Source organism: Streptomyces justiciae (assembly GCF_015163075.1).
Taxonomy (GTDB): Bacteria; Actinomycetota; Actinomycetes; order Streptomycetales; family Streptomycetaceae; genus Streptomyces; species Streptomyces justiciae.
The window spans coordinates 496,134-518,888 of record NZ_JADDXU010000006.1; the positions used below are offsets into that span (position 1 = coordinate 496,134).

General features: G+C 71.2%; 20 protein-coding genes and 1 pseudogene. 12 read left to right on the plus strand and 9 right to left on the minus strand.

All coding sequences use genetic code 11. The features are described from left to right. Positions 1–94: 94 nt before the first annotated feature. Genes tyrS through IQ210_RS20165 form a run of 3 tightly spaced genes read right to left on the minus strand, consistent with a single transcriptional unit; the run spans position 95 to position 4,340 of the window. Positions 95–1,363, minus strand: a complete 1,269-nt coding sequence (tyrS, locus tag IQ210_RS20155; RefSeq protein WP_194080434.1) for a tyrosine--tRNA ligase — start codon at positions 1,361–1,363, stop codon at positions 95–97. 56 nt (positions 1,364–1,419) lie between these two features. Further along, entirely contained in the window at positions 1,420–2,820 is a 1,401-nt protein-coding gene (locus tag IQ210_RS20160) for a metallopeptidase TldD-related protein (protein ID WP_194080435.1), read from the minus strand. Then, the gene (locus IQ210_RS20165) at positions 2,817–4,340 is read right to left on the minus strand and encodes a TldD/PmbA family protein (protein WP_194080436.1); all 1,524 of its coding nucleotides are present in this window, start codon (positions 4,338–4,340) and stop codon (positions 2,817–2,819) included. Before IQ210_RS20165 ends, IQ210_RS20160 begins: the two co-directional genes overlap by 4 nt. A 241-nt stretch (positions 4,341–4,581) precedes the next feature. On the opposite strand from IQ210_RS20165, the gene fabG reads away from it, so the two are divergent. The 3 genes from fabG (at position 4,582) to IQ210_RS20180 (ending at position 6,563) form a co-directional block, all read left to right on the plus strand. Beyond that, on the plus strand, positions 4,582–5,286 hold the full coding sequence (gene fabG, locus IQ210_RS20170; RefSeq protein ID WP_194080437.1) for a 3-oxoacyl-[acyl-carrier-protein] reductase: 705 nt from the start codon (positions 4,582–4,584) through the stop codon (positions 5,284–5,286). Positions 5,287–5,291: 5 nt separating this feature from the next. Further along, the gene (fabI, locus tag IQ210_RS20175; protein ID WP_194080438.1) at positions 5,292–6,077 is read left to right on the plus strand and encodes an enoyl-ACP reductase FabI; all 786 of its coding nucleotides are present in this window, start codon (positions 5,292–5,294) and stop codon (positions 6,075–6,077) included. A 150-nt stretch (positions 6,078–6,227) separates the two neighbouring features. Further along, entirely contained in the window at positions 6,228–6,563 is a 336-nt protein-coding gene (locus tag IQ210_RS20180) for a hypothetical protein (protein ID WP_194080439.1), read from the plus strand. Positions 6,564–6,566: 3 nt separating this feature from the next. Here IQ210_RS20180 and IQ210_RS20185 read toward each other — a convergent pair whose 3' ends face one another. After that, positions 6,567–7,256 (minus strand): FadR/GntR family transcriptional regulator, encoded by a 690-nt coding sequence (locus IQ210_RS20185; RefSeq protein ID WP_194080440.1) that lies wholly within the window; start codon positions 7,254–7,256, stop codon positions 6,567–6,569. 70 nt (positions 7,257–7,326) lie between these two features. Between IQ210_RS20185 and IQ210_RS20190 the strand changes: the two genes are divergently transcribed. The 4 genes from IQ210_RS20190 to IQ210_RS20200 all read left to right on the plus strand — a co-directional run bounded on the left by IQ210_RS20190 (position 7,327) and on the right by IQ210_RS20200 (position 9,896). Then, entirely contained in the window at positions 7,327–8,664 is a 1,338-nt protein-coding gene (locus tag IQ210_RS20190; RefSeq protein WP_194080441.1) for a CynX/NimT family MFS transporter, read from the plus strand. Between the two features lie 48 nt (positions 8,665–8,712). After that, positions 8,713–8,829 (plus strand): SGM_5486 family transporter-associated protein, encoded by a 117-nt coding sequence (locus IQ210_RS47920; protein WP_097262240.1) that lies wholly within the window; start codon positions 8,713–8,715, stop codon positions 8,827–8,829. A gap of 241 nt (positions 8,830–9,070) precedes the next feature. Beyond that, positions 9,071–9,277, plus strand: coding sequence for a hypothetical protein (locus tag IQ210_RS20195; protein ID WP_059197204.1), 207 nt, complete (start codon positions 9,071–9,073; stop codon positions 9,275–9,277). A gap of 100 nt (positions 9,278–9,377) precedes the next feature. Continuing rightward, entirely contained in the window at positions 9,378–9,896 is a 519-nt protein-coding gene (locus IQ210_RS20200) for a SixA phosphatase family protein (protein WP_194080442.1), read from the plus strand. A 73-nt stretch (positions 9,897–9,969) separates the two neighbouring features. Here the strand turns inward: IQ210_RS20200 and serB are convergent, their stop codons facing one another. Both serB and IQ210_RS48495 read right to left on the minus strand, forming a co-directional pair. Then, positions 9,970–11,181 (minus strand): phosphoserine phosphatase SerB, encoded by a 1,212-nt coding sequence (gene serB / locus IQ210_RS20205; protein ID WP_194080443.1) that lies wholly within the window; start codon positions 11,179–11,181, stop codon positions 9,970–9,972. 1,265 nt (positions 11,182–12,446) lie between these two features. Then, positions 12,447–13,991: pseudogene (locus tag IQ210_RS48495) on the minus strand (streptophobe family protein); the annotation flags it as partial. 237 nt (positions 13,992–14,228) lie between these two features. Here IQ210_RS48495 and IQ210_RS20215 point away from each other — a divergent pair. Further along, the gene (locus tag IQ210_RS20215; RefSeq protein ID WP_194080471.1) at positions 14,229–16,760 is read left to right on the plus strand and encodes an ABC transporter ATP-binding protein/permease; all 2,532 of its coding nucleotides are present in this window, start codon (positions 14,229–14,231) and stop codon (positions 16,758–16,760) included. 107 nt (positions 16,761–16,867) lie between these two features. On the opposite strand, the gene IQ210_RS20220 is transcribed toward IQ210_RS20215, so the two are convergent. The 3 genes from IQ210_RS20220 to IQ210_RS20230 form a co-directional block, all read right to left on the minus strand. Beyond that, a complete protein-coding gene (locus IQ210_RS20220) occupies positions 16,868–17,608 on the minus strand; it encodes a transglycosylase SLT domain-containing protein (protein ID WP_194080444.1) in 741 nt (246 codons plus the stop codon). A 278-nt stretch (positions 17,609–17,886) separates the two neighbouring features. Beyond that, positions 17,887–19,062: an S-adenosylmethionine:tRNA ribosyltransferase-isomerase gene (locus IQ210_RS20225; protein WP_194080445.1), complete on the minus strand. Its 1,176-nt coding sequence runs from the start codon at positions 19,060–19,062 to the stop codon at positions 17,887–17,889. Beyond that, a complete protein-coding gene (locus tag IQ210_RS20230) occupies positions 19,059–19,757 on the minus strand; it encodes an SDR family NAD(P)-dependent oxidoreductase (protein WP_194080446.1) in 699 nt (232 codons plus the stop codon). The genes IQ210_RS20225 and IQ210_RS20230 overlap by 4 nt, the downstream gene beginning before the upstream one ends. 263 nt (positions 19,758–20,020) lie before the next feature. Between IQ210_RS20230 and IQ210_RS20235 the strand changes: the two genes are divergently transcribed. The 4 genes from IQ210_RS20235 (at position 20,021) to IQ210_RS20250 (ending at position 22,628) form a co-directional block, all read left to right on the plus strand. Then, a complete protein-coding gene (locus IQ210_RS20235; RefSeq protein ID WP_194080447.1) occupies positions 20,021–21,166 on the plus strand; it encodes a GAF domain-containing sensor histidine kinase in 1,146 nt (381 codons plus the stop codon). Further along, entirely contained in the window at positions 21,159–21,800 is a 642-nt protein-coding gene (locus tag IQ210_RS20240) for a response regulator (RefSeq protein ID WP_059197196.1), read from the plus strand. The genes IQ210_RS20235 and IQ210_RS20240 overlap by 8 nt, the downstream gene beginning before the upstream one ends. Before the next feature lie 157 nt (positions 21,801–21,957). Beyond that, positions 21,958–22,200 (plus strand): chaplin ChpE, encoded by a 243-nt coding sequence (gene chpE, locus IQ210_RS20245; protein ID WP_059197195.1) that lies wholly within the window; start codon positions 21,958–21,960, stop codon positions 22,198–22,200. A gap of 188 nt (positions 22,201–22,388) precedes the next feature. Continuing rightward, a complete protein-coding gene (locus tag IQ210_RS20250) occupies positions 22,389–22,628 on the plus strand; it encodes a chaplin family protein (RefSeq protein ID WP_079312516.1) in 240 nt (79 codons plus the stop codon). The last annotated feature ends 127 nt before the right edge of the window (positions 22,629–22,755 follow it).

A 22,755-nucleotide genomic window follows, 5' to 3' on the forward strand; every position in this document is an offset into this window, starting at 1 on the left:
GCGCGGGGCTGCATCGATATGCGGCTCCGCCGCGTGAGCGCGACCAGCCACGACAAAGCGGCAGTCGCCGGTCCACCCGCGCCCCTACGGCGTTCTACGCTCCGGTCACCTCGACCGCGGCAAGGTTCTTCTTCCCCCGCCGCAGCACCAGCCACCGCCCGTGAAGCAGGTCCTCCTTGGACGGCACCGCGTCCTCGGCCGCGACCTTGACGTTGTTCACGTAGGCCCCGCCCTCCTTCACGGTCCGCCGCGCCGCCGACTTGCTGGCGACCAGCCCGACCTCGGCGAACAGGTCGACGACGAGGCCGAGTTCGGAGACCTGGACATGCGGCACCTCGGACAGGGCCGCCGCCAGCGTCTTCGCGTCGAGGTCCGCCAGCTCGCCCTGACCGAAGAGGGCCTTGGACGCGGCGATCACGGCCGCCGTCTGGTCGGCGCCGTGCACCAGCGTCGTCAGCTCCTCGGCCAGCGCACGCTGGGCGGCACGGGCCTGCGGCCGCTCCTCGGTCTGCTTCTCCAGCTCCTCGAGCTCCTCGCGGGTCCGGAAGGACAGGATGCGCATGTACGTCGAGATGTCCCGGTCGTCCACGTTCAGCCAGAACTGGTAGAACGCGTACGGCGTCGTCATCTCGGGGTCGAGCCAGACGGCGCCGCCCTCGGTCTTGCCGAACTTGGTGCCGTCCGCCTTGACCATCAGCGGCGTCGCCAGACAGTGCGCCTCGGCGTCCGGCTCCAGCCGGTGGATCAGGTCCAGGCCGGCCGTGAGGTTGCCCCACTGATCGCTGCCGCCCTGCTGGAGCGTGCAGCCGTACCGCCGGTACAGCTCCAGGAAGTCCATGCCCTGGAGCAGCTGGTAGCTGAACTCCGTGTAGCTGATGCCCTCCTGGGACTCCAGCCGGCGGGCGACGGAGTCCTTGGTCAGCATCTTGTTGACGCGGAAGTGCTTGCCGATGTCACGCAGGAACTCGATGGCCGACATCCCGGCCGTCCAGTCCAGGTTGTTGACCATGACCGCGGCGTTCTCGCCCTCGAAGGACAGGAACGGCTCGATCTGCCCGCGCAGCCGGGTCACCCAGTTCGCGACCGTCTCCGGGTCGTTCAGCGTTCGCTCCGCCGTCGGGCGGGGGTCGCCGATCTGCCCGGTCGCGCCGCCCACCAGGGCCAGCGGGCGCAGGCCCGCCTGCTGGAGCCGGCGCATCGTGAGGACCTGGACGAGGTGACCGACGTGGAGGCTGGCGGCGGTCGGGTCGAAGCCGCAATAGAACGTGACCGGACCGTCCGCGAGCGCCTTGCGCAAAGCGTCCTCGTCAGTGGACTGGGCCCACAGCCCACGCCACTTCAGCTCGTCGACGATGTCCGTCACGGTTCTCGCGTCTCCTTGATGATCTTCGGGCAGTCGAGTGACCACCGGCTACGAGGTTATACGCCCCGACTGACAGAGCTCATATTGAAGTCCGGCACCCGCAGGGCCGGCATCGCAGCCCTAGTGAACCAGTCGCTCCATTCCCTCGGCAGCGTCTTTTCCGTGCGCCCGGCCTCGGTGGCCCGCCCCAGCAGGTCCACCGGCGACTCGTTGAACCGGAAGTTGTTGACCTCGCCGGTCACCTCGCCGTTCTCGACGAGATAGACGCCGTCCCGGGTCAGCCCGGTCAGCAGCAGGGTCGCCGGGTCGACCTCGCGGATGTACCAGAGGCAGGTCAGCAGCAGCCCGCGCTCGGTGTTCGCGACCATCTCCTCCAGGGACCGGTCGTCGCCGCCGTCGAGGATCAGGTTGTCGATCCCCGGCGCCACCGGCAGCCCGGTCAGCCCGGCGCTGTGGCGGCTGGTGAGCAGGTTGCTCAGCTCGCCCTCGCGCATCCACTCAGTGGCCGTCAGCGGCAGCCCGTTGTCGAACACCGAGGAGTCGCCGCCGGAGGAGTGCGCGAGCACGAACGGGGCGGACTCCAGGCCCGGCTCGTTCGGGTCGCTGCGCAGCGTCAGCGGCAGCTCGGTGAGCTTCTCGCCGAGCCGGGTCCGGGTCTCGCCGCCCGGCTTGGAGAACACCGTGCGGCCCTCGAACGCGTCCCGGCCCGACGCCGACCACATCTGGTAGATCAGCAGGTCCGCGACGGCGGTCGGCGGCAGCAGCGTCTCGTACCGCCCGGCGGGCAGGTCGTGCTTCCGCTCGGCCCAGCCCAGGCGTACGGCGAGTTCGGCGTCCAGCGCGGCCGGGTCGACGTCCTTGAAGTCCCGGGTGGAGCGGCCCGCCCACGCCGAGCGCGTACGGTCCGGCGACTTGGCGTTGAGCTCAAGGGTGCCGTTGGGCTGGTCGTGCCGCAGCCGCAGACCGGTGGACGTACCGAGGTAGCTGGAGACGAGCTCGTGGTTGGCGAAGCCGTACAGCTCGCGGCCGCCCGCACGCGCGCGTGCGAAGGACTCACCGAGCGCGGGGGCGAAGTCCGCGAAGACGGCGGAGGACGTCTCGGAGGGCGCGTCCGTGAAGTCCGGGGACGCCGGTACGTCCCTGACCAGCGGCTGCGCGTCCTCGGCGGGCGCGGCCCCGCGCGCGGCAGCTTCCGCGGCCCGCACCAGGGACTCCAGCTCGTCCACGGTGACGGCGGCCCGGGAGACCACACCCGAGGCGGTGCCTTCCTTGCCGTCGACCGTCGCGATCACGGTGAGCGTGCGGGTGCGCGTGACGCCGTTGGTGGTGAGCGCGTTGCCGGCCCAGCGCAGGTTCGCCGTGGACTGCTCGTCGGCGATGACGACACAGCCGTCCGCGCGGGACAGCTCCAGGGCGCGCTCGACGATCTCGTGCGGCTTGTTCGTACGAGAGCTCATCGACCGGCCTCCTGGGTGGTGTTCAGAATGTTGACGCCCTTGAAGAGGGCCGACGGGCAGCCGTGCGACACGGCGGCGACCTGGCCCGGCTGGGCCTTGCCGCAGTTGAAGGCGCCCCCGAGGACATAGGTCTGCGGACCGCCGACGGCGGCCATGGAGCCCCAGAAGTCGGTGGTGGTCGCCTGGTAGGCGACGTCCCGCAGCTGGCCGGTGATCCGGCCGTTCTCGATCTTGAAGAAGCGCTGGCCGGTGAACTGGAAGTTGTAGCGCTGCATGTCGATGGACCAGGAGCGGTCGCCGACGACGTAGATGCCGCGGTCGACGCCGCCGATCAGGTCCTCGGTCGACATGCCGGCCGGGTCGGGCTGGAGGGACACGTTGGCCATGCGCTGCACCGGGACATGGCCGGGGGAGTCGGCGAACGCGCAGCCGTTGGAGCGCTCGAAGCCGGTCAGCTTCGCGATGCGCCGGTCCAGCTGGTAGCCGACGAGCGTGCCGTCCTTCACCAGGTCCCAGGACTGGCCCTCGACGCCCTCGTCGTCGTAGCCGATCGTCGCGAGGCCGTGCTCGGCGGTGCGGTCACCGGTGACGTTCATCAGGTCGGAGCCGTAGCGCAGCTTGCCGAGCTGGTCGAAGGTGGCGAAGGAGGTGCCCGCGTAGGCGGCCTCGTAGCCGAGGGCGCGGTCCAGCTCGGTGGCGTGGCCGATGGACTCGTGGATGGTCAGCCACAGGTTGGACGGGTCGACGACCAGGTCGTACACCCCGGACTCGACACTCGGCGCCCGCATCTTCTCGGCGAGCAGCTCGGGGATCTGCGCCAGCTCGCTCTCCCAGTCCCAGCCGGTGCCGGTGAGGTACTCCCAGCCCCGGCCGACCGGCGGCGCGATGGTCCGCATCGAGTCGAACTCGCCGCTCGACTCGTCGACCGACACCGCGGTCAGCGCCGGGTGCAGCCGCACCCGCTGCTGGGTGGTCACGGTCCCGGCGGTGTCGGCGTAGAACTTGTTCTCGTGGACGGTGAGCAGCGAGGCGTCGACGTGGTTGACCCCGTTCGCCGCCAGCAGCCGCGCGCTCCACTCCGCGAGCAGCCCGGCCTTCTCCTCGTCGGGCACGGTGAACGGATCGATCTCGTACGACGAGATCCACGTCTTCTCGGCGTGTACAGGCTCGTCGGCCAGCTCGACCCGCTCGTCGGACCCGGCCGCCTTGATCACCTGGGCGGACAGCTTCGCCATGGCCACGGCCTGCGAGGCGACCCGCGCCGCCGCGTCCATGGTCAGATCGACGCCGGACGCGAATCCCCAGGTCCCACCGTGCACGACCCGCACCGCGTACCCGAGGTCGGTGGTGTCCGAGGACCCGGCGGGCTTGGCGTCCCGCAGCCGCCAGGACGCGCTGCGCACCCGCTCGAACCGGAAGTCCGCGTGCTCGGCACCCAGCGCACGCGCGCGTGCCAGCGCGGCGTCGGCGAGGGCGCGTAGCGGAAGCGCTGTGAAGGCTTCGTCGATGGTATGAGGCACCGAGGTATCTCCCTGCTGTCGTGACCTGTGGACTCCGATCATGTCGCGTGGGCGGGTCCAGGGACCATACGTTTCCGTCCGGAACGCGCGTCCTTCTGTAGAGACCCGACAGCGAGTCCCCTTAGCCACTGTCGGTGCCCGATTGTCCGCCGGAGGTCGGGGACCGATAGGTTTTCGAGGAAGCCGCCTGTCATCCAGGTGTTCGGGCGGGCATTCAGACCGCTATCGAAAGGGTGATCCGTTGAGCCGCTCGGTTCTCGTCACCGGAGGCAACCGGGGCATCGGCCTCGCCATTGCCCGCGCTTTCGCCGACGCCGGCGACAAGGTCGCGATCACGTACCGCTCGGGCGAGCCACCGGCCGGCTTCCTCGCCGTCAAGTGCGACATCACCGACACCGAGCAGGTGGAGCAGGCCTACAAGGAGATCGAGGCCGAGCACGGCCCGGTCGAGGTCCTGATCGCCAACGCCGGCGTCACCAAGGACACGCTCCTGATGCGGATGTCCGAGGAGGACTTCACATCCGTCCTCGACACCAACCTCACCGGCACCTTCCGTGTCGTCAAGCGCGCCAACCGCGGCATGCTGCGCGCCAAGAAGGGCCGCGTCGTCCTGATCTCGTCGGTCGTCGGGCTGTACGGCGGTCCCGGGCAGGCCAACTACGCCGCCTCCAAGGCCGCCCTGGTCGGCTTCGCGCGTTCGCTCGCGCGTGAGCTGGGCTCGCGCAACATCACGTTCAACGTCGTCGCCCCCGGTTTCGTCGACACCGACATGACCAAGGTGCTCACCGACGAGCAGCGCGCGAACATCGTGCAGGCCGTGCCGCTCGGCCGTTACGCGCAGCCGGAGGAAGTCGCCGCGACGGTGCGGTTCCTCGCCTCCGACGACGCCTCGTACATCACTGGAGCCGTCATCCCGGTTGACGGCGGACTGGGAATGGGTCACTGAGCACGATGACGAACACGACTGGAATCCTCGAGGGCAAGAAGATCCTCATCACCGGTGTGCTGATGGAGTCCTCCATCGCCTTCCACACCGCCAAGCTGGCCCAGGAGCAGGGCGCGGAGATCATCCTCACCGCGTGGCCGCGGCCGACCCTCACCGAGCGCATCGCCAAGAAGCTGCCCCAGCCGGAGAAGGTCAAGGTCCTGGAGCTCGACGTCTCCAACGACGAGCACCTCGCCCGCCTGGAGGGCCAGGTCCGTGAGCACCTCGGCGACAAGCTCGACGGTGTCGTGCACTCCATCGGCTTCGCGCCGCAGGACGCGCTCGGCGGCAACTTCCTGAACACGCCGTTCGAGTCCGTGGCCACCGCCATGCACGTCTCCGCCTTCTCCCTGAAGTCGCTGACCATGGCGCTGCTGCCGCTGATGACCGAGGGCGGCTCCGTCGTCGGCCTCACCTTCGACGCGCAGTTCGCCTGGCCGCAGTACGACTGGATGGGCCCGGCCAAGGCCGCCCTGGAGGCCACCAACCGCTACATGGCCCGTGACCTGGGCAAGCACGACATCCGCTGCAACCTGATCTCGGCGGGGCCGATCGGCTCCATGGCCGCCAAGTCCATCCCGGGCTTCGCCGAGCTGGCGGCCGTCTGGGACAGCCGCTCCCCGCTGGAGTGGAAGCTGGAGGACCCGGAGCCGGCCGGCAAGGGCGTCGTCGCCCTGCTGAGCGACTGGTTCCCGAAGACCACCGGCGAGATCGTCCACGTCGACGGCGGTCTGCACGCCATCGGTGCGTGATCTTTCCTACGGTGTGAGGGCCCGCGTTCTCCGGAACGCGGGCCCTCACCCGTTCGGCCCATCCGGCCGGGCGGGGGAGCAGCACAACTGGGCACTCTGGATTACGCGTTCACCGCTTCCCTCCCCAGCACGGCCGAGGAGGTCCCCCTTGTGCGCCTGTCCCGCAGCCTGGCCCCGATAGCCGTCGCAGCCGTTCTGCTGATGTCCCTGCCGCACGAAGCGTCGCCCCACGCGCGCGAGGACAAGGCACCGGACCTCTTCGGCGCCGCGTGCTACAGCAAGATCACCGGCTCCCATGTGACCGCCTACTGCCACAACCCCTACCCCGACGTCGACCGGGTCCGGCTGCACATCGAGTGCGACCGCTGGTGGGACGTCGACAGCGACAGTGCCCCCGTGGAGGCCGGGCCCGCGCAGACCGTACGGCTCGACGGCCGCTGCTGGAAGGAAGTCCGCTCGGCGTGGGTCAGCCACCAGAAGCGGTGACGGTCAGTCGTCGGCGGAGGTGAACAGCCCCGGCCGGCACTGGAACGGATAGCTCGCCGCCTGTGCCGCCGCTGTCTCCGCGTCGCCCGCGCGGATCGCGTCCACCAGCCCCGAGTGGTCCAGATGCGACTCCGGCGTCATCTCCTCGCCGACGTCGTCGCGCAGCCAGTCCCGCAGCACCTCGCCCAGGTCCGCGTACATCGCCGTCATGACGTCGTTGTGGGACGCGGACACCACCGCGAGGTGGAAGGTCGCGTCCGCCGTCACGAAGGCCTCCTTGTCGCGGGCCTCCCAGGCCTCCTCACGGCGTACGAGGAGCGCGTCGAGCTGCTTGAGGTCCTTCTCCGTGCGCCGCTCGGCGGCCAGCTTCGCGGCGGACGACTCCAGCGTGGAGCGCAGCTCGGCGATGTGGCGGGGGTCGGCGTCGGCGAATCTGCGGTGCATCACCCCGGCCAGCTCACTGGTCGCCACGACGTACGTGCCGGAGCCCTGGCGGATATCCAGCAGGCCGTTGTGCGCGAGCGCGCGGACGGCCTCACGGACCGTGTTGCGGGCCACCCCCAGCTGCTCGACCAGCTCCGGCTCGGTCGGGATGCGCGAGCCGACCGGCCACTCGCCGGAGGTGATCTGCTGCCGCAGCGCGGCGATGACCTGCTCGGACAGCGCCGATCGACGCGGGTGGCTCAGAGGCATGGCACACCTTCGCACGGGACGGGCGCCCGGAGGCGGCCGGGGAATGGACAACCAATCATCCCATGATTCTATGATGGGCAGCATGGCAAGCGAGGAAACCCGGACGACGACGTCCCCGCACATACGAAGCTCGGCGACCGGCGAGACCCCGAAACCGGCCACGCGCGCGTGGACGACACGGCTGCTCGTGCTCGGCATCGTGCTGGCCGCCGTCAACCTCCGCCCCGCCATCACCAGCCTCGGCGCCCTCCTGGAGGAGGTCCGCGACGGACTCGGCATGAGCGGCAGCGTCGCCGGGCTCCTCACCTCCGTGCCCCCGCTGTGCTTCGCCGTCTTCGGCGTCATGGCCCCCCGCCTCGCCCGCCGCTTCGGCCCGGGCGCGGTCGTCTGCGCCGGCATGGCCGCCATCACCGCGGGCCTGCTGATCCGGCCCTACGTCGGGGGCACCGCCGGCTTCCTGGCCGCCAGCGCCCTCGCCCTCATGGGCATCGCCGTCAGCAACGTCCTGATGCCGGTCATCGTCAAGCGCTGGTTCCCCGACCGGGTCGGCTCCATGACCGGCCTGTACTCGATGGCCCTGGCCCTCGGCACCTCCACGGCCGCCGCGGCGACCGTCCCGGTGACCGACCTGCTGGGCGGCAGCTGGCAGACCGGCCTCGCGGTGTGGGCGGGCCTGGCCGCCGTCGCCGTACTGCCGTGGATCCCGTTCGTACGGCAGCGGGACGGCGTACGACAGGACGACGGCGTACGGCAGGGAGGCGTCGTACGGCAGCAGGGTGCGGCCCCCGCCGGGCAGGCGCCCGCGCGTGAAGAGCGGCCCGCGCTGCGGATCACCCGGAGCCGCACCGCCTGGGCGCTCGCCGTCTTCTTCGGCCTCCAGGCCACCGCCGCCTACATCACGATGGGCTGGATGCCGCAGGTCTTCCGGGACGCGGGCGTGCCCGCGAGCACGGCGGGACTGCTGCTGGCCGTCACGATGGTGATGGGCGTACCGCTCGCCTTCGTCATCCCGCGCGTGGCCACCCGGCTACCGCACCAGGGCCCGATCGTGCTCGTGCTCGGCGTCTGCGGCCTCGTGGGCTACGCCGGGCTGTACCTCGCGCCGGCCGCCGGAGCCTGGGTCTGGGCCCTGCTCCTCGGCGTCTCCAACTGCTCCTTCCCGCTGGCCCTCACCATGGTCGGCATGCGGGCCAGGAGCGGCGCGGGCGTCGCCCAGCTGTCCGCCTTCGCACAGAGCACCGGCTACCTGATCTCCATCCCCGGGCCGCTCCTCGTGGGCGTGCTCTACCAGCACAGCGGCGGCTGGGGGCTGCCGATCGCCCTCATGGCCGGGCTGATGATCCCGCAGATGGTCGTGGGCGTCCTCGCCGGGCGCGATCGCACGGTCGAGGAGGAAGCGGCCCGCTGACCCCACCCCGACGGGGCCGGTGGCGGACGGGGGTGCGAGACTTGCCGCATGCCAGTGCTCGACCCGAACCCCCAGAACGGCCAGAAGAAGATGCTGCTCGTCTTCGGCTCGTTCCTCGCCATCTTCGTGATCATCGCCGTCATCGCGACGATCGCCTCGCCGTGAGCCCGGGGCCCTCGTGAGCGCGTGAGTCCGGGGCCTTCGTGACCGTGAGCCGGGGCCCTTGTGACCGGTGAGCCCGTCGCCCGGGGGCCGTGGTGGGGTTATCCCCCCATCCCCTAGGGGGCCGGTCTCAGGGTCAACTGGGTGGATCACCGGATGGGTTGGGGGCCGCCGAATCCGTACCTTCGAGATGTGGCCGCGACCGAGCGGACCACCGGCCCACTCGGAGAGACGCGGAGGCACCATGTCGGCCCCATCGCACACCCCGCCCCACCCGGCGACCCGGGGTCGCGCCGACATCCGGCTGCCCTGGTGGGCCCTCGCCCTGCCGACGCTCGCCTTCATCACCCTGCTCGCGCTGATACTCAACCCGGCCGACGCGCAGGCCGCCGCGGGCGACCCGGCGATCACCCACCTCTTCGAGCGCATACAGCAGCTGGCCGCGCGCTGACCGGCCCGGATTCCCCGGCCCGCGGTGATCGCCCGGCACTGCCGGAGCCGCATGTCAACTCCCTGCGCCCCATGGCCTGTTTCATGCGAAGCTGGGTCCCATGAGCGTCGCAGAACCCCGCAGGATTGTCCTTTTCCGGCATGCGAAAGCCGACTGGCCACAGGTGTCCGACCATGAGCGACCGCTTGCCGAGCGGGGGCGCATGGACGCGGCCGTGGCAGGGCGGAAGCTGGCCGACTCCGACATCACCCTCGACCTGGCCCTGTGCTCCACGGCGATCCGGACCCGTGAGACATGGAAGCTCGCCGTGCACGAACTCGCGCACCGGCCGAAAACCGTCTATGAGGAGCGGGTCTACGAGGCCTCTCCCGGCGAGCTCATCGCCGTGCTCAACGAGAACCCGGACGACGCCCAGAACGTCGTCCTGATCGGCCACAACCCCGGGGTGCAGGGTCTCGCCGAGATCCTGGCGGGCGCGGCCGAGGGCGACGCCCGCGAGCGGATGAGCCGCCGCGGCTTCCCGGCCGCCGCATTCGCGGTCCTGTCCTTCACCGGTTCCTGGAAGAGCCTGGAGCCGGGCGTGGCCACCCTCCTCGACTACTGGGCACCCTCGGAATGATCCGCACCGCCTCATGACGGTGAGGGCCCGGCACCGTGGAGGTGCCGGGCCCTCACTGGATGATCAGGAGGTCTCAGAGCAGCTCGTCGTGGGTGTCCGCCGCCTCGACCTCTTCGCGGGTGACGCCGAGCAGATAGAGGACGGTGTCCAGGAACGGCACGTTCACCGCGGTGTGCGCGGCCTCCCGCACCACCGGCTTAGCGTTGAAGGCGACACCGAGGCCGGCCGCGTTGAGCATGTCCAGGTCGTTGGCACCGTCGCCGATGGCCACGGTCTGCGACAGCGGCACCCCCGCCTCGGCGGCGAACCGGCGCAGCAGCCGCGCCTTGCCGGCCCGGTCCACGATCTCGCCGGTGACCCGCCCGGTGAGCTTGCCGTCGACGATCTCCAGGGTGTTGGCCTGGGCGAAGTCCAGCCCGAGCCGCTCCTTCAGATCGTCGGTGACCTGGGTGAACCCGCCGGAGACGACGCCGACTTGGTAGCCGAGGCGCTTGAGAGTGCGGATGAGGGTGCGGGCGCCGGGGGTCAGCCGTACCTCGGCGCGCACCTTCTCGACGACGGACGCGTCAAGCCCCTTCAGCAGGGCCACGCGTGCGTGCAGCGACTGCTCGAAGTCCAGCTCGCCGCGCATCGCGGCCGCCGTCACCTCGGCGACCTTGTCCTCGCAGCCGGCGTGCGCCGCGAACAGCTCGATGACCTCGTCCTGGATCAGCGTGGAGTCCACGTCCATGACGACGAGACGCTGGGCGCGCCGGTGCAGCCCGGCCGCGACGACGGCGACGTCCACGCCGAGCGCGGCGGCGTCGGTCACCAGCGCGGTGCGCAGCGGCTCGGTCTCGACACCGGACACCGCGAACTCCACGGCTGTCACCGGGTACTTGGCGAGCCGGAAGATACGGTCGATGTTGCCGCCGGCCTTGGTGATCCGGGCGGCGATCGCGGCCGTGGCCTCCGCGGTGAGCGGGTGCCCGAGCACGGTGACCAGGGAGCGGCCGTGGCCACGGGGGCGGTTGTCGCCGAGGCCGGAGATGATCTCCGCCTGCATCTTCACCGACTCCGCCCAGCTGTGGACGGTCGACCGCAGATCGCCCTCGAGCCCGCGCGGCGGCTCGGTCACGAGCGCGCACAGCACCATCCGGCCACGGGTGACGACCTGCTCGATGTCGACGACGTCGACAGAGTAGGCGGCGAGGGTGTCGAAGAGACCGGCCGTGATGCCCGGCTTGTCCTTGCCGAAGATCTTGACGAGAAGAGTGGGTACGTCGGAGGTCTGCGAAGCGCTCATGGTGGACCCACCGTATCCGGCACGCAGTGCCTTCCGCCCCTGAGGTCCGCCTGGCGGACAGGGAACACTCGGTGTCGTTCAGATGGATCGAATCTTACGCGCCGCCCCACGGCCCCGCGGAGTCACCTCCGCCCCTTGGGCCTGCCGGGCGGGGGAGGAGGCGGGGGCGGCGGAGGCGGAGGCGGCGGCGTCCCCTCACCGGGCGCCGACGGAGGCTTCCGCGAGGGCGGCCGCATCGGCCGCACCATGGTGGGCGCGCCGTACACGTCGTCCCCGGCGGGGGGCGACTCGTCAGCCGGGTCGCCGTCGTCGGCCGTGCGCCCATCATCAGGCCGACCACCGGGCTGACCTCGGTCCCCGGTCCGCCCGCCAGGCTGCCCGGCGTCACCTCCTGGCTCCCCGGGACGTGGACGTCCAGGTGCGTGTGGTGAGCCGTACTGCGGCCGTGAGCCGCCGGGCCCGGCGTCCGCCACCCCCGCACCACGCCCGCCGGGCGGCCGTGCGTCCTCCGGGCCTCGCAGCTCCTCCGGCACACGCAGGTACGGATTGGTGTCAGGATTCGGCGGCCGATACGGCACACCCGGCACATACGGCCCAGCCTCGCCCGAGCCTCCGCCGGGTCCCGCCTCACCCGAGCCTCCATCCGGCCCCGCCTCGCCTGAGGGTCCACGCGGCCCCGCCTCGTCCGTGGCCCCACCCGGCCCCGCCCCGGAAGCCGCCCCCTGACCCGCGCCAGAAGCCGAAGCTCCACCCGGCCCCGCATGCGAAGCCCCGCCGTGACCGGCGTAGGGCCCAGTTCCACCTTCGCGCGACCACTCCCCGCCCTCACCGGCGTAGGGCCCAGTTCCACCTTCGCGCGACCACTCCCCGCCCTCACCGGCATACGGCCCAGCCCTACCGCCACGCGACCAGCCCCCGCCCTCACCGGCGTGCGCCCCAGCCCCGCCTCCGCGCGACCAGTCCCCGCCCCCACCGGCGTGCGACCCAGCCCCACCTTCGCGCGACCGGCCCCCGCCCTCACCGGCATAAGGCCCAGCCCCACCCTCACGCGGCCACGCCCCACCCGTACCGGCCCCCGCTGCCCCGGCGCCACCGCTCACCCCCGAAGCTCCACCCCCACCCGCATACGGCCCCGCCCAGGACGACCCGCCCCCATCCGGCCCAGCCCCCGACCGCCCGGCATACGGCCCCGGCACACTTCCCGAAGCCACCGCGACCCCAGAGCCGCCCCCACCCCCCGAACCTCCCGCAACCCCCGCCAAGTCACCCAGTGCCAGCGCAGCCGCCCGCTGCCCAGCCGCGCCCGTCGCCCGTGCCAGCAGGGCCCCTGCTGCGCCCGCTCCCGCGCCCCACAAGGCGCCCAGGAGCAGGGCCATGCCGAGGTGGCCGTGGAGTTCGATGCCGGCGCCGAACGCGTCGAAGCCCAGGACCGACAGCGAGGCGTCCACCGACACCTCCGTCAGCCAGGCGAGCAACGGCAACGCCAACGCCGTCACCAACCCCAGCCGCAGCGCACAGCGCCCGGCAAAGCCGAGGACACCCGGATCACGTACGTACGAGGCACCCGCACCCGCACCCGGGCCCGCACCCGCACCCGCACCCGCACTCGCCCCCGGGCCCGCACCCGCACCCACACTCGCCCCCGGGCCCGCACTCGCGAACGCACCCGAACCCGCTCCCGCCCCCTTCACCACCACCCCCACCGGCGTCCGCACCGCCGCCAGCACCCCCGCCAGCAGCATCATCACGGCCGCCGCGACCGCCAACAGCCAGACTCGGCCGTCGAGTTCGGCGAGGCGGGAGAGGGAGACGGACTCGTCGCGTTCGGAGCTGAGGAGGTCGTCCAGGGGGTGGGGGAGGAAGGCGGTCAGGGGGCCCGTCGCGCGGCCGTCCCACGGGACGAACAGGCCGATCGGGATGCCCAGCCAGGTGCCGTTGGGCGTGCCCAGCAGCGCCGCGCCCGCGATCCGCTTCGGGTGGTCGTCGCCGATCGCCGCGTACGCCGCCGCCGCGAGCCCCGCCGCGACCGCGAGCAGGAACACCGTCACCAGGGCGGACACGGCCGGGCGGACCACCCGGTGCACGGCCTCCAGGCCGCGGGGGAGGGGCGTACGGCGAGACGCCAGCAGGGCGATCAGCAGGATGCCCGCCGACCAGCCAAGACCGCCCAGCAGCGTCGGCACCGTGTCCACGGTGAAGCCGACCGCTGCCTTCGCGTCGACCAGGTCGCCGATCTGGTCCGGCAGCAGCCCTCCGATGTCCCCGACGTCACCGAGCCCGGGGATCTCCAGGCCACCGCCCCCGCCCCCGCCGCCGGGCAGCTTGTCGAGGCCGAGCGCGCCGCCGTCGATCGTGATGACATCGTGCCCCGCCCAGGCCAGCCCGCCCAGCGTGGCGACGAAGAGGACGACCACCGCGCCCGCGCGCGCGAGGAGTTCGGCCGGTGCGATCACAACTCCCGCCGACCGCAGGGATCGTAGGAAGAACCATGACAAAAGGAGCGCGCCGACCAGGCTCACCCCCAGTGGCGTGATCTCGATGGCGGTCGCCGCCTCCGCGCCGGTGAGTCCAAAAGCGGACACGTCGCCGGACGGCGTCACCGAACCACCCGCCCCAAGGGCCACCACCGCCGCGGTCATCGGGCCCAGCGAGGCCGTCGCGTCCGCCCCCAGCAGATGCAGCCCGAGCGCCGCGACGCCGGCCATGCCGATCAACGCCCAGCTCACGGCGACGACCGCGGTCAGCAGGATGTCTCCCCACGGCGGCTTCGCGCCGTACTTCGTGGTCTCGACGTTCGTGGACACACTCATGGCAGACCCCCCGATCCGCGGCGCGGCGATCGCCGCGCATGTCCCCCTCGCGTGGATTACCACTCTCCGGGTCGGTTTCAACCCCGTCAACGGGACCGGTCGATGCGTACGTGCGTGGTCTTCACAAGGCCCGACTTTCGGTCAGGGGGCCGAGCCTGAAATAGTTCCCGACGATGTTCGACATCCCTAGACTCCCTGTGTTGGGGGTAACTCGGGGGACTACTCATGGGGCATGGAGTGCCGGAACTCGTACTGGAATTGAACGGACGTACCTGGACGCTCGACCCGTCCAGGCCCTACACCCTCGGACGCGATCCGCAGGGTGACATCGTGCTGGACGACGCCAGGGTGTCCTGGCGTCACGCCACCATCAGCTGGAGCGGCCGCAGTTGGGTCATCGAGGACCACGGCTCGACCAACGGCACCTTCGTGCAGGGCCAGCGGATCCACCAGCTGGAGATCGGCCCTGGCACGGCGGTGCATCTCGGCAACGCGACCGACGGGCCGCGCGTGAGCGTCTCCGGCGCCGCGGCGGCGGTCACGCCGCAGCCCCAGCAGCAGCCGCAGCCGTATGCCGCGCAGGGTGCGGGCCCGGGCTGGGCCCAGGCGCCCCAGCAGCAGGCGCCGCACCAGCAGGCACCCGCGCAGCAGGCCCCGCAGGCCGGCTGGCAGCAGCCGCCCGCGAACATCCCGCCGCAGCAGGGCGGCCCCGGCGTCGGCGCGGGGGCGCCGCCGGTCTACGGCGACCGCAGCCCGACCACGTTCCACCAGTTCTCGATCGGCCGCGTCATGCGCATCGGTCGTGCCCTGGAGAACGAACTGGTCGTCTCCGACCTCCAGGTCTCCCGTCTGCACGCCGAGTTCCGCTCGACGCCCGACGGCCGCATGGAGATCCGCGACCTCGGCTCGCACAACGGCACGTACGTCAACGGCCAGCCGATCGCCAAGGGCGGCTCGCAGCTGCTCGGCCCGGCGGACATCGTCGGTGTCGGCCACTCGACGTTCCGGATCGTCGGCGACCGGCTCGAGGAGTTCGTCGACACCGGTGAGGTCTCCTTCTCGGCCCGCCACCTGACGGTGACGGTCGACGGCGGCAAGCAGATCCTCAAGGACGTCTCCTTCGGCGTCCCGGAGAAGTCGCTGATCGCGGTCATCGGACCGTCAGGGTCCGGCAAGTCGACGCTGCTCAAGGCGCTGACGGGCTACCGGCCCGCCAACCAGGGCGACGTCCTCTACGACAACCGGAATCTCTACAAGCAGTTCGCCGAGCTGCGTCAGCGCATCGGTCTGGTCCCGCAGGACGACATCCTGCACAAGGAGCTGACCGTCAAGAAGGCCCTCAAGTACGCGGCCAAGCTCCGCTTTCCCGCCGACACCACCGGCGCCGAGCGCGAGGCCCGCATCGACGAGGTGCTGCGCGAGCTGAAGCTGGACATCCACAAGGAGAAGAAGGTCACCTCCCTCTCCGGCGGCCAGCGCAAGCGCGTCTCGGTGGCCCTGGAGCTCCTCACCAAGCCGTCGCTGATCTTCCTGGACGAGCCCACCTCGGGCCTCGACCCGGGCATGGACCGCGACGTCATGCAGCTGCTGCGCGGCCTCGCCGACGACGGCCGCACGGTCCTCGTCGTCACCCACTCGGTGGCCGAGCTGGCGATCTGCGACAAGCTCCTCGTGATGGCTCCCGGCGGTGCGGTCGCCTACTTCGGCCCGCCCGAGGAGGCGCTGAACTTCTTCGGCTACGACAGCTGGGCCGACGTCTTCTCCGCCTTCGAGAACTACCGCGACTACGACTGGGCCGGACGCTGGAAGGGCTCGCAGCACTACCAGATGTACGCCGCGGACATCGACGCCGTTGCGCCGCAGTCCGTACAGATGCCGCCGATGCAGGCGATGCGGCCGCCGAAGCCCCAGGGCTGGATGTCCCAGTTCGGCACGCTGGTGCGCCGCTATGTCTCGGTGATCGCCTCCGACAAGGGCTTCCTGGCCCTGTCGATCATCCTGCCGCTCGTCCTCGGCTCGGTGAGCCTGCTCATCGACTCCGGCAAGGACCTGCTGGTCAACACGGAGATCAACCCGAACACCGGCAAGCCCGTCGCCAACGGCACGGCCCTGACGGTGCTGCTGATCCTCGCGGTGGGCGCCTGCTTCGCCGGCGCCGCGAACTCCGTCCGTGAGCTGATCAAGGAACGGGTCATCTACGAGCGCGAACGCGCCACCGGCCTGTCCCGCTCGGCGTACCTGATGTCCAAGGTCTTCGTGCTCGGCCTGGTCACCATGCTCCAGGGCCTGCTGGTCGGCATCATCGGCTTCTCCAGCCGCACCATCCCGGACGAGGGCCTGGTCTTCGGCAGCCAGATCCTGCTGGAACTGTGCATCCCGATCATGGCGCTCGGCTTCACCGCGATGATGTTCGGCCTGATCATCTCGGCCCTGGTGAAGACCGCCGAGAAGACCATGCCGCTGCTGGTCATGTTCGCGATCGTCCAGGTCGTCTTCACCGGGTGCCTGTTCCCGCTGGCCAACTCGGTGGGCGTCAACCAGCTCTCCTACCTGATGCCGTCGCGCTGGGCGGTCGCCGCCGCGGGTGCCACGCTCGACTTCAACAAGATCAGCCCGCCCGCCAAGGGCGACAGCGACGACCCGCTGTGGGCCCACACCGTCGGCGCCTGGGGCATGGACATGGTCGCCCTGATCGTCCTCGGCGTGATCTGCGGCTTCCTCGTGGCCCGCTTCCTGCGCCGCCACGAGCCCGAGGTCATGCGCAAGTAGTCGCGCTCGCACGACGCCGAAGGGCGGCACCCCGTCAGATGGGTGCCGCCCTTCGGCGTGCTCGAACGATGCAGCGATACAGCGGTGTACGAGAGGTCCGCGCGGCCTCAGTACGCGCTGTTCACGTTGTCGATCGAGCCGTACTTGTCGGCCGCGTAGTTCGCGGAGGCGACGATGTTGGCGACCGGGTCGTACTGGCTCCAGGACGTGCCCGCGACGTGGTACGCGTCGAAGGTCGGCTTGATGATCTGGAGCAGACCGATCGACGGGGTGCCGTTGATCGCGTTGATGTCCCAGTTGTTGATGGCGCTCGGGTTGCCCGAGGACTCCCGCATGATGTTGCGGTACAGACCGTTGTACGTACCGGGGATGCCCTTGTCGTCCATGATGTCGAGGGCGTGCTTGATCCAGCCGTCGAGGTTGTTGGCGTAGGACTTGGGGGCGGCCTTGACCGCGGCACGCTTGGCGGACCGGCTCGCGGCCTCCTTCGCCTTGCGCTCCTGAGCGGCCTTCTGAGCGGCCTTCTTCTTGGCAGCGGCCTCGGCGGCCGCCTTCTTCTTCGCCGCGGCCTCCACGGCGGCCTTCTTCGCGGCGGCGGCCTCGGCGGCCTGCGCCTGGAGGCTCGTCGCGGCGAGCTGCTCGCTGACGCCGGAACGGAGGTCCTTCAGCTGCTCGGAGCTGTAGGCGACCTTGGCCGAGGAAGCGGCCTCGCTCGTGGTCGTGTCCGCGTTGCTGGGCACCGCGGAGAACGCGAGGGCGGCGGCGCCGAGCGTGGCGACACCGGCGATGGCGACCTTGTGGCGCTTCGTCAGCGCGCGACTATGACCACGGGTGAACTTCTGCGACATGGGGTGGACCTCTTCGAATAGCGCGGAGTCGCTCTGCGTCCTTGCGGCACAAACGCCGCGGGCGGAACCCGCGGCGCTGAGCGACGGCAGCCATTCTTAGCGGCCGCAAAAATGTGTGGCAAAGGTGTGACGTACGATCCCGGGTAGTGGATCAGGGAAGGGCAAAACGGGACAGACAGGAACGTCTGTCCCGCTCACCCGGGACCTGTTTATCTCCTATTGCCCTTCGTACGTGATGTGCGCCCTATGCGCGGGCTCACATCGGACGCGTAACAGTCTCACCGGCAGTTGCTGAAGCAATGCTCTGTGTGAGGAGCCCCCGCCCCGGCCTCCGCCGGAAGGAGGAGATGCACGTCCCCGAACTCGTGCCACAGGTAGAGCCCGCGCAGCGCCTCCTCGTAACCGCGGTCGACGGCCGCGCTTCCGGCCACCGCCCGCAGCATCAGCAGATGCGAGGCCTCCGGCTCGTGCAGCCCGGTCAGCAGCCCGTCCACGACCCGCACACCGCGCTCCGGGGTCACCACGAGGTCGGTCCACCCTTCACGCGCGCGTACGACCCCGTCGGCGCCGGCCGCCGACTCCACCGCCCGCACGGCGGTCGTCCCCACGGCGACGACCCGGCCGTCCCCCGCCTTCACCGCGTTGATCAGCCGCGCCGACGCCTCCGGCACCGCGAACCGCTCCGGATACGGCGGCTCGTGCGCCTCCGCCGACGCCACGCCCGTGTGCAGCGTGATCGGCGCGAACTGCACACCCCGGCTCACCAGCTCCGCCACCAACCGCGCCGTGAAGGGCCGCGCCGCGCTCGGCATCTCCGCACTGCCGACCCCGCCGGGCTGCGGCAGCGCGAACACCGTCTGATACACGGACAGCGGCTGGTCGCGCTCCGTATAGGAGTAACGAATCGGCCGCCCGTACTCCCGCAGCAGCCCGGGCACGCCTGCTCCAGGCACTCTTGCCCCGTCCACATCTGCTCCGGGCTCTCCCGCCCCGGGCTTTTCCGCCCCGGTCACACCCGCCCTGGAGTGCGTACGCGCCCACCACAGCCGCTCGCTCCGCCCGCTCAGCGGCTCCTCCAGCGTCAGCCGCACACCCCCGGGCAACCGCACCTCCGTACCCGCGGGCCCGCCCGCACGCGCGCGTGTGGTGCCCCGCCCGTCGGGCTCCCGCAGCTCGACCGCCCAGCGTCCGTCGTCCCCGCGCGTGGAGAAGTGCACCACCACGCGCGCGTGGCCGATCCGTCCGTCCACGGCCGCCGCCAGCGTCGGCGAGGTGTTCACGACCAGCAGGTCCCCGGCCCGCAGCAGACACGGCAGCTCCGGGAACGCGTGATGCGACACCTCCGTACCGCGCGACACCAGCAGCCGTACGGCGTCCCGGTCCAGGCCCGGGCCGCGCTGCTCGGCGGGGACACGGGCCGACAGCTCCTCCGGGACGCGCAGCGCCAGGGTCACCGTGCCTCCAGCAGCGCGGCGGCCGTGTACCGGCCGCTCGCCGGACGCCGGTCGAGGAGCCGTACGAAGGCAGGGGCGATGTCCGCGGGTGTCGGCGTTCCCGACAGATCCTCGTCGGGCTCGGCGGCGGCCAGCATGTCGGTGCGCATGCCGCCCGGGTCGACCCACCAGACCCGCAGCGCCGGCTCCTCGACCGCCAGCACCGCCGACAGCTGGTCCAGCGCCGCCTTCGTGGCGCCGTACGCCCCCCAGGTCCGGTATGCCTCCGCGCCCGCGTCCGAGCTCACGTTGACGACCGCCCCCGAGGGAGCCGCGCGCAGCTCGGGCAGCGCCTCCTGGAGCAGCCCCAGCGGCGCGACCACGTTGATCTCCAGGGCCGTGCGGAAGCCGTCCAGGGAGTGCTCGCCGAGCGGCACCAAGGGCTCGGCGCCCAGCACCCCGGCGTTGTTCACCAGCAGATCGAGACCGCCGAGCTCCCGCGCGGCCGCCACCAGCGCGGCCCGGTGCCCGGCGTCCGCGACGTCGCCCGGCAGCGCCGTCACGCGCGTGCCGTACGCCCCGACATCCGCCGCCGTCTTCCGCAGCACCTCGGCGTTCCTGGCGTCGAGCACCAGATCCCAGCCCCGCGCGGCGAGCGCCTCGGCGAGCGCCCGCCCCAGCCCCCGCGACGCCCCCGTGATGATCGCTACCGGCATGACACGTCCCCTCGTCGTCACTTCGATGTGCCCTCGCCGCAGGAAGGGTGAGGTCACTTGTCGTGGCCCCGACGTCGAGGTCACTTGGTGTGGCCTCAACGTAGGAACGGGACGGTCCCGCGCGCGTCGGACGAGGGTCGCGAACAGGTGGGGTCCTTCGCCCTAAGCCCCCGTCCGGGCCCTTGGCCCTAAGCCCACCGCCCTAGGCGGCCGCCGCCACAGGTCGGATACGGACTGTCACACCCCGCCGGTACCGTGAGGGCATGAGTCAAGGCCCCAGGTCCGGTCTGGCCGCGGTGAGCTCCGCGTTGCTGGCCATGAGCAGGCATCTAGAGGTGCGCGACGTCCTCAAGACGATCGTCGCCTCGGCCCGAGAGCTGCTCGACGCGCAGTACGCCGCCCTCGGCGTCCCCGACGACCACGGAGGCTTCGCCCAGTTCGTCGTCGACGGCGTCAGCGACCAGCAGTGGAAGGCCATCGGCCCGCTCCCCAGGCAGCACGGCATCCTCGCCGCGATGCTCCAGGAAGCCAAGGTGGAGCGCCTCGCGGACGTGCGCAAGGACCCCCGCTTCGAGGGCTGGCCCTCGGCCCACCCCGACATGTCGGACTTCCTGGGCCTGCCGATCAGGGACGGCGACGACGTCATCGGCGCGCTCTTCCTGGCGAACAAGAACTGTCCGAAGCCGGACGGCACCTGCGGCTTCACCGCGGAGGACGAGGAACTCCTCTCGATCCTCGCCCAGCACGCCGCGATCGCCCTCACCAACGCCCGCCTGTACGAGCGCAGCCGCGAACTGACCATCGCCGAGGAACGCTCCCGGCTGGCCCACGAACTGCACGACGCGGTCGCCCAGAAGCTGTTCTCCCTGCGCCTGACCGCCCAGGCCGCCGCCGCCCTCGTCGACCGCGACCCCTCCCGCGCCAAGGGCGAGCTGCAACAGGTCGCCGTCCTCGCCGCCGAGGCCGCCGACGAACTGCGCGCCGCCGTCGTCGAGCTGCGCCCCGCCGCCCTCGACGAGGACGGTCTTGTCGCCACCCTCCGCACCCAGATCCAGGTCCTCGACCGCGCCCACACCGCGCGCGTGACCTTCGACAGCTGCGGAGTACGCGCCCTGCCCGCCGCCCAGGAGGAGGCCCTCCTGCGCGTCGCCCAGGAGGCCCTGCACAACGCCCTGCGGCACTCCGGGGCGGAGCACGTCGACGTGACCCTGGCCCGCCGCGGCACCGGAGCCGTCCTGAGCGTCACCGACGACGGCAGCGGCTTCGACCCGAAGACGACCCGCCGCGCGGGACGCCACCTCGGCCTCGTCTCCATGCGGGACCGGGCGAGCGGGGTCGGCGGCGCGCTGACCGTGGAATCGGCGCCCGGCAAGGGCACCACGATCGAGATGGAGGTCCCTGGTGGCTGACGCAATCAAGGTGCTGCTCGTCGACGACCACCAGGTGGTCCGCCGCGGGCTGCGCACCTTCCTCGAAGTACAGGACGACATAGAGGTCGTCGGCGAGGCGTCCGACGGCGCCGAGGGCGTCGCCCGCGCCGAGGAGCTGAAGCCCGACGTCGTCCTCATGGACGTCAAGATGCCGGGGATGGACGGCGTCGAGGCGCTGCGCCGGCTCCGGGAGCTGAACAACCCCGCGCGCGTGCTCATCGTCACCAGCTTCACCGAGCAGCGCACAGTGATCCCGGCCCTGCGCGCGGGAGCCGCCGGATATGTCTACAAGGACGTCGACCCCGACGCCCTCGCCGGTGCCATCCGCTCCGTCCACGCCGGGCACATCCTGCTCCAGCCCGAGGTCGCGGGCGCCCTGCTCTCCCAGGAGGAGGCCAACTCCGGACAGGGGAGGGCGGGTTCGCTGACCGAACGGGAGCGCGAGGTGCTCGGCCTGATCGCTGACGGCCGCTCCAACCGCGAGATCGCCCGCGCCCTCGTCCTCTCCGAGAAGACGGTCAAGACCCACGTCTCGAACATCCTGATGAAACTCGACCTGGCGGACCGCACTCAGGCCGCGCTGTGGGCGGTACGTCACGGAGTGACCGGTTGATCCACCTGCCGGACGGCAATACGGAGGGTTCCGCTCCGGAGTGAGATTCATACCGTCGTGGGAATGTCACCCGGACGGCGCACCCTTCGTGGATCTCCACCGTTCTCCAGTGCGTGCTGCGGCGACTGCCGCGGCGATCACCAGGGAGGGCTCAGAAGTGAAGAACCTGAAGAAGGCAGCGGCCGTGACGATGGTGGCCGGCGGACTGATCGCCGCCGGTGCCGGCATGGCCTCCGCCACCGACGCGCACGCCGACGGCAAGGCCGTGGGTTCGCCGGGCGTCGCCTCGGGCAACCTCGTCCAGGCCCCGATCCACATCCCGGTCAACGCGGTCGGCAACAGCGTGAACGTCGTGGGCATCCTCAACCCCGCGTTCGGCAACCTCGGCGTCAACCACTGACCTCCGCCTCAGGAGCGGCAGTGACCTCCGGCCTCCCGGGCACTCCCGGGAGGCCGGTCAGTTTTTCGTGCCAATGATCCGAACGGGCAGTTGAAGTCGGATTCCCGTACCGTTCGCGCAGGCCTCCGCGTTGACCAGGCACGACCCGCGGCCGGGTCGGACACGCAAACGCAGGAGGAACGCTTCTCATGAACATCGCCAAGAAGGCCGCCGTGGCCCTCACCGTCGCCGGTATCGCCACGGGTGCCGCCGCCGGTGCCGCTGTCGCCGACGCGGGTGCCGACGGCGCGGCCGTGAAGTCGCCGGGCGTCGGCTCGGGCAACCTCGTCCAGGTCCCGGTCCACGTCCCCGTCAACGTCGTCGGCAACACGGTCAACGGCATCGCCGGCCTGAACCCCGCCTTCGGCAACACCGGCGCGAACGACTGACGTCGGGTCTGAGCCGGTCGGGCCTCTCAAGTCAAGGGCGACTTGAGAGGCCCTTGGTCTGTGTGACGTACGGTTCTTCGGCTGCGGGTGAGTGGGGGCTGGTCGCGCAGTTCCCCGCGCCCCTTAG